Raw genomic sequence first — 14,589 nt, 5'->3', positions numbered from 1 at the left:
TCCCCGGTGCGGTACATGCGAGCATCCGGTTCATCACTGAACGGATCGATAAGGAACCGTTCAGCCGTCAAATCCGGGCGGTTGAGATAGCCACGCGCGACACCCGCGCCACCCATGTACAATTCCCCCACGGCCCCAAACGGCACCGGCTGGCCGTGATTATCCAGGAGATAAATACGGGTATTCGCTGTCGGGCGCCCGATAGGGATCAACATATCAGTATAGTCTGGCGGGCAACGCCAACAGGTTGCACAGACGGTGATTTCTGTCGGGCCATAAGCATTAAACAGCGTTGCCCGACTACGTAATGCCTGCAACAATGCCGCGCTGGGTGCTTCGCCACCCAGTATCAAGGTGGGTTTTATCGTTATCGCCGGTAAATCGGCCCCATCCCGTAGCAGAGCCGGGGTTAAACAGGCGTGTGTTACCCGCCGTTCTTCCAGATAATGCCACAGGCGCCGCGGGTCTTGACGAACCGTATCAACCGGCATGTCCAGCGTGGCTCCCCCACACAGCGCCGTCATGATTTCCCAGACACTGGCATCAAAACCAAATGAAGCGAATTGCAACAGCCGGCTATCCGAGCGAATGGCAAATTGGGTGATTTTTTCCCAAATTAAATTGACCAGGCCACGATGTTCCACCATCACCCCTTTTGGTGTCCCGGTGGAGCCAGAAGTGTAAATCACATACGCCAGATGTCGTGCGCTGAGCGCCGGAACGTGCGGATTGTTATCCGGCTGATCAGGCAGAACATTCGGATCAAGTATCGTTAACGTCGTAAGCGCCGGTTCGCCTAGCGCGGTCCGGCCCACATTATCCGCCAGTACCACTGACGGCGCCGCATCCGTGAGCATATAAGCCAGCCGATCACCCGGATAGGATGGATCTAAAGGAACATAAGCCCCACCCGCTTTCAGTACCGCCAGCAGCGCCACCACTCTTGACGGTGAACGCGTGACACAAATCGCCACCCGTTGATCGGGCTCTACTCCGAGTTCAATTAACTGATGAGCCAGTCGGTTAACACACGCATTCAATTCTGCATAGCTGAGAGTCTGCTCTTCATAGACCAGTGCCGTAGCCGCAGGATTTTTCGCCGCTTGCTGTTCAAACAGGTGATGAATACACTGCGGGTCGGCATAGGCCGTTTGCGGGCCATTGCCGATTTGCAGTAGCCGTTTCCTTTCTATTACCGGTAAAACTTCCAACTGCCGCATCGGGGTTTCCGGGGCGTGTTCCAGTGCTTCCGCCAGACTTTCCAGCGCCTGTTGCATATAACCGCACAACTGCTCGGCACCAAACGGCTGGACGATTTGCGCGGTCAGCCCCAAGGCATCGCCAAAATCTTCCACTGACAACGCAAACGGATAGTTGGTCCGCTCCTGTGCACCAAGGAATTCGACGCCACTCATGAGTTCATTCGACGTTGCCGAAGCTGCATTGTGCCGATAGTTCAGCAAGGTACTAAACAGCGGCGTTCCTCCCTGTACACTGCTACAACGTTGAGCCAATGCCAGCGAGGCATATTCATGTTTCAATAATCCCGCCAGCCGGTGATGTGCTACCTGTACGCTGTCTCGCACCGGGGTATCATCCATATCCAACCGTAGCGGCAAAGTATTGATAAACAGCCCCATGCCATTTTCAGCGCCTTCCCCCGCCGACATGCGCCCAAACAAGACGGTGCCAAAGACCACTCGCTTCTGTCCGCTGGTACGCGACAATACCTGCGCCCAAGCCAAATGGCACAGCGCCGCCAGACTGACACCCAATCGCCGCGCCTGACCACGTAAACGGTCATTTAGCTCAGGTGTCAACATTCGGTGCGATTCGGTCATCCGCGAACCATCATGGCGCACTTCCGCCAACCCAAACGGTAATGTTGGTTCATCGATCTCAGCCAACATCTCAGTAAAGAAACGCGTATGTTCCGCCTGACTCATCCCTAACCGGGACTGCGCCACCAGATTGCGGAAGGGCGCCGGGGCGGGCAAACGGCTTTCCTGCCCGTCAAGGTATGCCTGAACTTCGTGACTCATCACATCCAGTGCGGTATGGTCGCCAATCAAATGATGCATTAGTTGCAACACAATCCAGCGGCCATCACCCTCCTGTGCTACCACAAAGCGCAATAGCGGCGCCTGACCCAAATCGAGACGGTATTGGCGGGGGTTAAACCGTTGCGCTAATTGGTCGCTAATCGGCCCATCAGCCAGATCTAATGTTAATTCCGTCACCGACAACCGTACCTGACGGCAGACAACCTGCGCCGGCACGGATAATCCTTGCCAGATAAAGGCAGTCCGCAGAATGTCATGACGGTTAATCACCTGCTGAACCGCCGCCAGATAACGATCTAACAGCTTCCGATCAGCAAAGGCCATTTGACCGGCCAACAGATAAGGATCGCCTTCGTCTGCCAGCAAATGGTGGAACAAGATCCCATCCTGTAACGGCGACAGGGCATGGATATCCTGGATATTGGTTACCCCTCCTGGCACCTGCTCGACGATGCAGTCAATATCCGCCTGAATCAAATCAATCAGCGGTAACATCATCGGCGTCAGCACCGTGGTTGTCGGGGTGATGACGTTAGGTGGCACTATCACAGCGAAATGTCGTCCCAGCGTTTGGGCCAAATCTGATAGCACTGGCGATTGGAACAGATCACTCGCCATCAATGTCAATCCCAAGTGACGCAAGCGTTCAATCATCCGTATCGCGAGCAACGAATGACCGCCTAGGGCAAAAAAACTGTCATGCCGACTAACCTGCTCAATCTCCAGTAATTCACACCAAATCGCCGCCAGTGCTATTTCTGTTTCTTCCTGAGGCGCGGCATAAACTTGGTGGACAAAAGCTTCATTGTCCGGCGTCGGCAATGCTCGGCGATCCAATTTACCATTTGGGGTCAATGGAAATGCATCCAAACGCACAAAGGCCGCTGGCACCATATAATCAGGCAAAACAGCTCTCAAATGGGTATGCAGGCTATCCACCAACCCACCATTCTCTTCCGCTACCACATAGGCAACCAGCCGTTTATCCTGCTCCCCTAGAGCCAACACCGCCACCTCATGCACCGTTGGGTATTCTGCCAGCCGAGCTTCAATTTCACCCAGTTCAATTCGGAAACCGCGGATTTTAACCTGCTGATCATTGCGACCTAGGTATTCCAGATTGCCGTCTGGCAGATAACGCGCCAAATCCCCGGTACGGTACAGGCGGGCATCTGGGTTATTACTGAACGGATCGATAAGGAAACGTTCAGCGGTCAATTCAGGCCGATTAAGATAACCACAGGCTACCCCATCTCCCCCCACATAAATCTCTCCGGTCACTCCCAACGGCACCGGCTGACCGTACCCATCCAACAGATAAACTCGCGAGTTGGCTACTGGTCGGCCAATCGGGATACTGGTCATTCCCGGTACTACTGCATTGATATGGTATGTTGTCGTAAAGGTGGTACCTTCACTTGGCCCATAGCCATTTAATAACTGCCGTGGTGGGCTTGTGCGCAGAACCTTGTCGATGACATGAGGATCAAGGGCATCTCCGCCAACAATCAGGAGCTTTATCCGCGGCAAAACCGGAGACAGCTCCGCTGCCAGCTGGTTAAACAATCCAACACTCAACCACAGAATAGTTATTCGTTGAATCTGTAGAACTTGTACAAACTCTAGCGGCGTCAGCAAAGTAGCGTGATCGACAACCACTAACGCGCCACCATTGAGTAACGGTGCCCAAACTTCAAATGTGCTGGCATCAAAAGCCGGATTAGCAGCAAAGGCCACCCGATCATCCGACCCAATTTCAGTATATCCATTATTGATAACCAGCCGGACTACCGCACGATGCGGCACCAAGACTCCTTTAGGTATCCCGGTAGAACCAGAAGTGTACATGATATACGCTAACTCAGCGCTGGAACACGGTAAGTCAAGGTTGGAGCCCCCCTCCTCTCCATCAGTGCCTAATTCATCCGAGAGACGAAGCAGCGGAACAGCCAGATTATCCGGAATATCAGTCTGTATATTGGTTAACAGCAATCTGGCGGAACAATCACTTATCAGCCAGTTTTTTCGCTCATCCGGCACACTAGGATCAATCGGCACATAAACAGCACCGGCTTTAAGAATCGCCAATTGGGCCACTACTAGTTCTATCGAGCGCACTAACAGAAGCGCAACATGATCACCGGGGTAAACCCCTTGTTCGATTAGCTGACGAGCTAGCTGGTTGGCGCGGATATTCAGCTCTTTATAGCTCAGGCTTTTATCTCCCTCTATCAGTGCCGTCAACTCTGGAGTTTTCTCCACCTGTTGCTCAAACAACTGATGAATACATACCTGAGTAGGATATGGTTCTTCGGTCTTATTCCAATTCTCCAGCAATAACTCCCGTTCAGCGGATGACAAAATATCGATAGCCGTGACAGGTTGCTGAGGTTGGTTCACCATTGCCCGCAATATGGCCTGCAAATAACCAACCTGTCTTTCAATGGTTTCATGGTCGAACAGGGCAGAAGAGTAGTTCAGTTCTCCAACAATTTCGCCCGCCTTCTCTGTCAATGCCAATTGCAGATCGAATTTCGCTATATCGTATCCTTGCTCGAATGGTGTGACCGCCAATTCCGGTAATTGCCATTCCTCTGTTTCACTCTCTTGCCAGGCAAACATCACCTGGAACAGTGGCGTATGTTCCGGTCTGCGCGGCGGTTGAACAATTTCCACCACCTGCTCAAAAGGTAGGTCCTGATGTTCCTGCGCTTCCAGCGTCGTCTGCCGTACGCGTCGCAACAATGTGTTCACATCCGGCAGGCCGGATAAATCGATACGCAACGCCAGTGTGTTGACAAAGAAACCCATCAGCGGCTCAATTTCCCGCCGGTTGCGGTTGGCGCTCGGTATACCAATTACCACATCATCCTGCCCAGATAAGCGTGATAGCAACGCAGCCCAAGCCGTCATCAACGTCATAAACAGGGTGGCGCCGTGCTGTTGTCCCAGATGTTTTAGGGCTTGTACCAGATCGGCATCAATGTGCACGGCTACCCGACCGCCGATAAATGATTGCAGGGAAGGGCGTGGCCGATCTGTCGGCAACTCAAGTAACACCGGCGCATCCGCCAACGTACGACGCCAGTAATCACTCTGTGCCTGTATTTCTTCGCCGGAAAACACCTGCTGCTGCCATGCCGCATAATCAGGATATTGAATGGTCAAAGGCGGCAATGGATCAGGCTGTTGATTCAGACAAGCGGTATAAAGAATCTCCAGTTCCGATTTAAGTACCCTTAAAGACCACCCGTCAGAGACAATATGATGTTGGGTCAACAGGAAGAGATAATCTTCTTCAGCCAGTTGGATCACTGCGCAACGGATTAAGGGACCACGGGCAAGATCAAACGGCGTTTCGGCTTCCTGTGCACACAGAAGCTTAAGTTGCTCATCCACCTCTGGAGCTTTACGCAAATCATATTTTTTCACCGGTAGACCAAATTCCGCCGGCAATAGTTCAACTTGAAGCTGACCACCCACGGTAATAAAGACAGAACGTAACGCCTCATGACGGGTAAACAAATGATTCAGTGCCTGCTGCCAAGCAGAGAAGTTAAGCCGACCACGTAAACGCAGGGCTGTCGGAATATGATAGGTTTCACTGACACCGTCAAATTGCGCCAGAAACCACAGACGCTGTTGACCAAACGATAAGGGCAAGACACTATCACGAGATATTGGCTTAATCTCAGACAATGTATCACTGCCCGCATTATGTTGTGCGCAGATCTTCCCGGCAAACGCAGACAGTGACGGAGATGTAAACAAAGTGGCCAACGGCAATTCGACACCGAAAGCGGCTATCCGATTCATCATCCGTACCGCTAACAGTGAATGTCCGCCCAACGCAAAGAAGTTGTCATGTCGACTTACCTGCTTAATACCCAGTAGCTCGCGCCAGATAGCCGCCACTGCAATTTCCATTTCTCCCTGTGGCGCAACATAAATTTGGCGGGCAAAGGCATCTTCCCCCGGCACCGGTAATGCCCGATGATCCAATTTACCGTTTGGCGTTAGCGGGAATTCATCCAGACGCACAAAAGCCGCGGGCACCATATAATCAGGCAACCGCGCACTTAAGTGTTCACGCAAGTGAGTAGGCAATTCGTTATCCGGCTCTGCCAGCACATAAGCGACTAACTGCTTGTCTTGCCCTTCGCCTAACGCCAATACTACCGCTTCGCGTACTGTCAGATACTTCACCAAACAGGCTTCAATTTCCCCCGGTTCAATCCGAAAGCCCCGGATTTTAACTTGTTGATCGTTGCGGCCAAGGAATTCCAGGTTGCCATCCGGCAGGTAGCGGGCCAAATCCCCGGTTCGGTACATCCGCGCACCCGGCGCATCACTAAATGGATCAATTAGAAAGCGTTCAGCGGTCAATTCAGGGCGATTGAGATAACCGCAGGCCACCCCGTCGCCTCCAACATAAATCTCGCCCACTCTTCCCAATGACACTGGCTGACCCTGCTCATCCAGCAAGTAAACCCGCGTGTTAGCAATTGGTCGACCAATGGGAATACTGGTTGTTCCCGTGGGCAAGGCTTCAATCCGGTATATGGTGGTAAAGGTGGTGCCCTCGGTCGGACCATAGGCATTCAATAATCGTTGAGGCGGATTCTTACGTAAAACTTGGGCAATCACATAGGGATCAAGCACATCACCGCCGACAATGAGATTTTTCATCTGCGGCAAAACTGGAGACAACCCCGCTGCCAGCCGGTTAAACAGGCCGACGCTTAACCATAAGATATTAATTTGATAACGGTCTAATGCCTGTACAAATTCCGGTGGCGTCAACAAAGTCGTGTGGTCGATAACCACCAGTGCCGCACCATTGAGCAAAGGGGCCCAAACTTCAAAGGTGCTGGCATCGAAAGCCGGGTTAGCCGCGAAAGCAACCCGATCATTGGGTTCAATTTCAACGTAGTCATTATTAATAACGAGTCGGACCACAGCACGGTGAGGCACGATCACCCCTTTAGAGGCACCCGTCGAGCCAGAGGTGTACATAATATACGCTGGCGCGGTACTAGAACAAAGTAAGCCAGGATTAAAGCTCTCCTCCTCCTTACTCACATCTGTCTCATCAGAGAGACGAATTAGCGGGACAGCCAGATTATCTGGGATATTCGCCTGTGCGCCGGTGAGCAACAATTTGGCTAAGCAATCGTTTATCAACCCATTTCTTCTCTCATCCGGCACGCTGGTATCGATAGGGACATAAACTGCACTCGCCTTAAGAATAGCCAATTGAGCCACCACCAATTCGATAGATCGCTCTAACAGGATTGCCACATGATCATTCGGGCCAATTCCCTGTTTAATCAGTTGATGAGCCAGTCGGTTAGCACGAGCATTCAATTCCGCATAATTGAGGCTCTTATCTCCCGCTATGAGTGCCGTGGCTTCCGGGGTTTTCTCCGCCTGTTGTTCAATCAATTGATGGATACAGAGTTGTTCTGGATAGGGGGTTTCTGTCGCGTTCCAGTTTTCCAGCAATAATGTACGCTCCGATGCAGGCAAAATACTCAGCGCCCGTACCGGTGTTTCCGGCGCCAGTTCAAGGGCATCCGCCAGGCTTTCCAGCGCCTGTTGCATATAACCGCATACTCGTTCTGAATCAAATGGTTGTACTACCTGAGCTGTCAGCCCCAGTGTGGCGCCGCCATCCTCTACTGACAGGACAAACGGGTAGTTGGTCTGTTCCTGTTCACCCAGAAATTCGATGCCCGGCATCGCTTCATGCGAGATCATCGGTTGCTCATTATGCCGGTAATTCAGTAAGGCGCTAAAAAGCGGTGTACCGCCCTGAACCCCACTGCAACGCTGGGCCAGCACCAATGAAGCATGCTCATGATCCAGCAATCCGGCTAATCGGGTATGTGCCACCTTAACACTCTCCTGCACCGAAGTCTCATCGATATCCAGCCGTATTGGTAAGGTATTGATAAACAGCCCCATGCCGCTGTCAGCCCCTTCCCCCGCCGCCATGCGTCCAAACAGCACAGTGCCGAACACCACGTTCTCTTGTCCGCTGGTCCGTGACAGCACCTGTGCCCACGCCAGATGACACAGGGTTGCCAGACTGACACCCAAATGCCTCGCCTGTGCACGCAGACGATCATTCAGCAAGGGGGACAGCATCCGATGCGCTTGTATGACCTGAGAACCATCACGATGAACCTCGGTCAGCCCAAACGGTAACGTCGGTTCATCCACTTCCGCCAACATGTCGGTGAAGAATCGCTGATGCTCTGTCTGGTCAACCCCTTGCCAAGCCTGAGCCACCAGATTGCGGAAAGGTACCGGCAACGGTAGGTTATCGTCCTGTCCGTCAAGATAGGCCCGAACTTCGTGGTTCATTACCTCCAGCGTGGTATGGTCGCCAATCAGGTGATGCTGTAATTGCAGTACATACCAGCGGCCATCCGTTTCCTGTGCTATCACAAAGCGTAACAACGGGGCCTGACTTAGATCGAGACGGTATTGGCGTGGATCAAAACGTTGTGCCAGTTGGTCACTGACCGGTCCGTCAGCCGGGTTCAGCGTCAGTTCAGTCACTGATAACGGGGCCTGACGCCAAACCACCTGCGCCGGAACGGATAATCCTCGCCAGATAAAAGCGGTACGCAAAATATCATGACGGTCAACCACCTGTTGTACCGCAAATAAATAGCGATCTAGCAAACCACGGTCAGCAAAGATCATCGGGTAAGCCAACAAATAGGGGTCACCTTCTTTTGCCAGCAGATGGTGAAATAAGATACCGTCCTGCAACGGTGACAGCGCATAGATATCCTGAATATTAGCCACCCCACCCGGCACCTGCTCGACCATGTGATCAATCTCAGGCTGAGTCAAATCAATCAGTGGTAACATCTCCGGTGTCAGTGCAGTGGTCGCCGGGGTAATAACATTCGGTGGCACTGTCACAATCTGATGCTGCCCTAATGTTTGGGCCAACTCCGCCAGTATTGGCGATTGAAACAGGTCGCTGGCAGACAATGTCAGCCCTAAATGACGTAGCTGTTCAATCATGCGTACGCCGAGCAATGAATGGCCGCCTAGGGCAAAGAAACTGTCATGCCGACTTATCTGCTCAATACCCAACAACTCACGCCAGATAGTAGCCAATGCAATTTCCCGCTCCCCTTGCGGTGCGGCGTAAACCTGACGGGCAAAGGCTTCTTCACCCGGTGCCGGCAACGCCCGACGATCCAGTTTGCCATTAGGCGTTAGCGGGAATTCATCCAACCGTACAAAGGCCACCGGCACCATATAATCAGGCAACCGCTTACTTAGGTGTTCACGCAAATGGGTAGGCAATTCGTTATCCGTCTCCGCCAGTACATAAGCAACTAACTGCTTGTCCTGCCCTTCGCCTAACGCCAATACCACCGCTTCACGTATTGCCGAATACTCCACCAATCGGGCTTCAATTTCTCCCGGTTCAATCCGGAACCCACGGATTTTCACCTGTTGATCGTTGCGGCCCAAAAATTCCAGATTGCCATCCGGCAAATAGCGGGCTAAATCCCCGGTCCGGTACATCCGCGCATCCGATGCATTACTAAATGGATCAACCACAAAACGTTCAGCAGTCAATTCCGGGCGATTAAGATAACCGCAGGCCACCCCGTCGCCACCAACATAAATCTCGCCCACCCTTCCCAATGGCACCGGCTGGCCCTGTTCATCCAGTAAGTAAACCCGCGAGTTAGCAATTGGTCGACCAATGGGAATGTTGGTCGTTCCTGCGGCCAAGGCTTCAATTCGGTATGTGGTGGTAAAGGTGGTGCCCTCGGTCGGTCCATAGGCATTCAATAATTGCTGAGGCGGGTTGTTACATAAAACTTGGGCAATCACATGGGGATCAAGAATATCGCCGCCGACAATCAGGTTTTTCATCTGTGGAAGGACGGGAGACAACTCCGCCGCCAGCCGGTTAAACAGGCCGACACTTAACCATAAAATATTAATTTGATAACTGTTTAATACTTGTACAAATTCTTGTGGCGTCAACAAAGTGGTGTGGTCGATAACCACCAGCGCCCCGCCATTGAGCAAAGGGGCCCACACTTCAAAAGTGCTGGCATCGAACGCAGGGTTAGCTGCGAAGGCAACCCGGTCATTAGGTTGAATTTCAACATAGCCATTATTAATAACGAGTCGAACTACAGCACGGTGAGGCACTACCACCCCTTTTGGGGTGCCAGTCGAGCCGGAGGTGTACATAATATACGCTGGCGTGGTACTGACGCAAAGTAAGTCAGGATTAAAACCCTCTTCCTCCTTGCTCACGTCTGTCTCATCAGAGAGACGAATTAGCGGAATATCCAGATCAGCCGGGATATCCGCTTCTGCACTGGTGAGCAATAATTTGGCTAAGCAATCGTCTATCAACCAATTTTTTCTCTCGTCCGGCACACCGGGATCGATAGGGACATAAACCGCCCCCGCCTTGAGAATAGCCAATTGAGCCACCACCAATTCGATAGATCGCTCTAACAGGATTGCCACATGGTCATTCGGGCAAACTCCCTGTTTAATCAGTTGATGAGTCAGTCGGTTAGCGTGAGCATTCAATTCCGCATAACTCAGGGTCTTATCCCCTGCGATTAACGCCGTCGTGGTCGGGGTTTTCTCCACTTGTCGTTCAAACAACTGATGGATACCTAACTGGTCAGGATAAACGGTTTCAGTGGCATTCCAGGTTTCCAATAGTAGTGTGCATTCAACCTCTGACAACAAATTAAGTTTCTGAACAGATATGTCATCATCGACCTTTTCTGACGGTACTTGCACTAATCCAGCGCCAAAGATAATTTCCTTTTTAGCCATGCTATCTTTCATCTACTTACTACCTCAACGAATCTGTTAGTTATTTGAAAACTGTCATTCTCAACAGTCATCACAAATGTTTTGCCCTTATTTCTTTCCTCAAAGAAATAAAAACGGGCACACACCAGGCATCAATTAAGATCCTCAGACAGCACATTCTCTTGGACGCTGGATGTAATAGCCCGGTTAATAGCCGCATAATTAGCAATTCTTCGACAATTATTTTCCTGATAACGGAATAAACGGCTCACACGGTGAACCGGCAAAAGATATTCCATTTTTGTTCCTATTTTTTTAATAAGCGCCTTTGATTTTGCACAATTTTTTATTGGCTGACGCTGAATTTCATAACTAAATGAAAATGGATTTATACCCGTTATCTTTCAAATTGCCTCTTTGTTGGCTGCACTCACTCACCCCGGTCACATAGTTCGCTATGCTCCCGGGGATTCGCTCCCTTGCCGTCGCGATGCATCTTGAAATCCATTGGGTATATTGAATATATTTACTGGCATGAATGCTAAATCCCTGCTGTATTTTGTCCATTTTTAATTAATATCATATGTAAATTATTTCACGAAAAATAAAATAATTAGAAAGACAAACCAAACCTCCTGATCCCCAATTAACACCGGATTTCCTTTGATAATTCTCTAAAAAATAGACCTACCCGTATTCCAATAGGAAACGGATTGCACCATAAAAAACATGATTTATCATTCGGTTATATTAATTAATGTATATTTATACACGTAAAAATTATCAACCTGCCTGACTACATATTATTTTATAATAATCAAATTATACAACTAATGTAAACGTTAATTACATTTAACACCGACATGAAACAATTTCAAATTAAAACCAACTTCCATATATATTATTTTGTCATAATGAAATAATACGACCAATGTATACATTAATTATGTTTAATATCATCAATAAATAATTTTAAATTAAAAATAAATTATTTTGAGATTGTTTTAAATAAAAAAATCACACCATTAATTACTTATTCAAATGTATTTGGCTTATTATATAATAGAAAAATAGTAGATTAGGAACTCCAACCACATGGACAGAAGACAGAATACGGAAGACGGAATACAGCAAAATGACACGCCCAATCGCTCAAAGTGGACCTAAACGAATAACCGCATCCAGTCAGATGCGGTTGTGTTGTTGTGTTATGAAAGGATGAAATCAACCTCTGTCAGCGGCTCTCCAATAATCTTCACTCCAAAACCATCGTGGGATAATTCTCCTCCCATATTAATAACGAAATCATTTACCTTGTTAACGCTATCATAGTTGATCACTGCTTCCCCAACCGCACCGGTAAATTCTTCGACAAACTTAACACCACCTTTCCCTTCTTTACCCAGATCGAACAACGACAAATCAATCTTGTCCTCACCGGAAATAAAGTCATGGATCCAATCACGCTCAAGAAAAGGTGATTCCTTGACGTTCAGGTAAACAAATGTATCTTTGCCTTCCCCACCCCAAAGATGATCAGCTCCCAGTCCACCGTAGATGATGTCATCACCGGCACCGCCCTTCAGAGTATTATTGGCATCATTCCCTATCAGAATATCATTACCACTGCCGCCAATCGCATTTTCAATCGTGACGCTGCGGGCGATTGAGATATTTCCTTTCAAACCCCCAACATCCGAGAAAGAAGCTTCATTCAAGTTGATACGTTGATCCTGAGTAAAACCAGAGAAATCAAAGGTATCATTACCACCCGCATCCCAAGCAGTGAACACAATTTTGCTCTTTGCATCTTTTGCCGTAAAGAAATCGCGATCGGTGTTGGAATTAAAGCCATATATAGTGTCACCGGTACGGGTAGTATTATTCGCGCCATATATTGCTTGAATGGCTGAAATATCGTTAAGTAATGGCGTAGACGAATCAATACCTTTAAAGTCTTGTCCGGTATTTTTTTCACTGAAATAACCCATGACGGTATAAGCGCCGCTATCTTCAAAATAGGTCGCCTTGTTCTTGTAAGTCGGTATTACATCATCAGACGCATCATAATCAGCCGGATGATCCAACCCCAATGTATGACCAATCTCATGAGTAAACGTATGACGGCCATAACCATTCAATTCAATATCATTTTTTAAGAAAGTACGGCTTTCCGCATTATACCAAGTTCCTACTTGTTTCAAATGCGGATACGGCATCTCAGCAAACGCATAATCACCTGTTAAACTAAGATCAAAGAAACCAAAAGTGACATTCGCCTTACTCGCATCAGAGGTTTCGGTGAATTTAATATTGGCGACATCAGTCCAAGATTGAATTGACAGTTTTGCAGCAGCTTTTTGCTCTTCATTAAATGCTGAAAAGCCGTAAATACTCCACGGCATATCATCCGGTTCACTCTCCAGGAAATTATACGTTAATTGGAAAGTGTCAGATTTGTCATTACTCTGATGCCCCCAACGATAATCACTTCGGATTAACTCTTTCGCCGCATCTTTACTGGGCTCATGCCCAACGACAATATTAGGATCTTTACCTGGAATATAAGCCTGTAGCCAAGTCAGTACCTCATTTGCCTTTGCTGAACCATTAACTTCTTCCAAATATGAAATCTTCCTCTTTAATGACATATATTTCTCCATAAGTTCAAATCTCAAATATAAAAACCTTTTTATTTAATTAAACACCTGTCAATAAAACCTATAAGTGATGGGCTATCCCGGCCACGCAATTAAAAATCCCTTCCCATAAAAGTAACACTAAAGTTAATTACGTAAAAAACAATTAACATATTTTTTTAATATAAACGTGATAAAAATAGCATAAAACAAATATACCTAATAGATTTCGAGTTGCAGCGCGGCAGCAAGTGAACGAATCCCCAGGAGCACAGATAACTATGTGATTGGGGTGAGTGAAAGCCGCCAACAAAGCAGCAGCTTGAAAGATGAAGGGTATAAACAATTGTTTCATATAACATAGCTATTTAAGACAAAAAATATCGCTATTTTCTTATCAATATTTTCTTTTAAAATTATTACCTATTTAACTATCCATGTAGTTAACTTAAAGTTTTTTATAAAATCATTATTAATAATTTTATAACGTAATTATTCAAATTAAAAAAAATATAGAAGATTAAAATGAAAAGTATATTTCAGAGTGACTCAATGCTATTGAAAAGAAATTAAACAAAAAATAATGATAAAAATCAATATTTTATTTAAACAAACAAATAGCAACCCAGTGAAATCAATAAAGAAAACGTGTATTATCAGGTAATGAATACTTTATCTATTCTGTAAAATACTCCTTTGAGATAATTAAACTAGATTTATTGTAAAAAATAGCAATAAATAGCTTTTCATAATACCGATACAGTTGGTCTATTTGATTAATATCCGAGCAATGCAAGTCTGATGCCTGATAAGCCGCACTAACTCATCACTCTGCTATGCATAGCGAACAACCCTTGCTACACAAGGCGTTGTCCGAAGTGGAGCACTATTTTGGAAAATTATTTATCAATTGTTAATGATTTTATTTATTTAAAAACAAGAGTTAACATACAATAGAATCACTGAATTATTTATAGGTTATTAGGATTTGAGCTTATTTAATTAGGAGTTATCTTCGGCATTGTATTTTATTATTTGCAATCACCGATTTAATATTGGTC

3 protein-coding genes are annotated in these 14,589 nt (G+C 47.7%); all 3 read right to left on the bottom strand.

All coding sequences use genetic code 11. The features are described 5' to 3' along the window. Positions 1 to 10,922: non-ribosomal peptide synthetase (locus D3222_RS08450; RefSeq protein ID WP_118985761.1), on the bottom strand; the 10,922-nt coding region annotated here is incomplete at its 3' end. Between the two features lie 119 nt (positions 10,923 to 11,041). After that, on the bottom strand, positions 11,042 to 11,188 hold the full coding sequence (locus tag D3222_RS25015; RefSeq protein WP_157975305.1) for a hypothetical protein: 147 nt from the start codon (positions 11,186 to 11,188) through the stop codon (positions 11,042 to 11,044). A gap of 909 nt (positions 11,189 to 12,097) precedes the next feature. Beyond that, on the bottom strand, positions 12,098 to 13,540 hold the full coding sequence (prtA, locus tag D3222_RS08445) for a serralysin (RefSeq protein ID WP_118985760.1): 1,443 nt from the start codon (positions 13,538 to 13,540) through the stop codon (positions 12,098 to 12,100). Positions 13,541 to 14,589 lie beyond the last annotated feature (1,049 nt).

This window comes from Photorhabdus sp. CRCIA-P01, from assembly GCF_003545805.1.
GTDB classification, from domain to species: domain Bacteria; phylum Pseudomonadota; class Gammaproteobacteria; order Enterobacterales; family Enterobacteriaceae; genus Photorhabdus; species Photorhabdus antumapuensis.
This window is presented reverse-complemented; position numbering and strand designations above follow the sequence as displayed.

What these genes read in the sequence shown, in the direction of transcription:
- D3222_RS25015 (WP_157975305.1), bottom strand. Translation starts at nt 11,188, where the DNA reads ATGGAATATCTTTTGCCGGTTCACCGTGTGAGCCGTTTATTCCGTTAT.
- prtA (WP_118985760.1), bottom strand. Translation starts at nt 13,540, where the DNA reads ATGTCATTAAAGAGGAAGATTTCATATTTGGAAGAAGTTAATGGTTCA.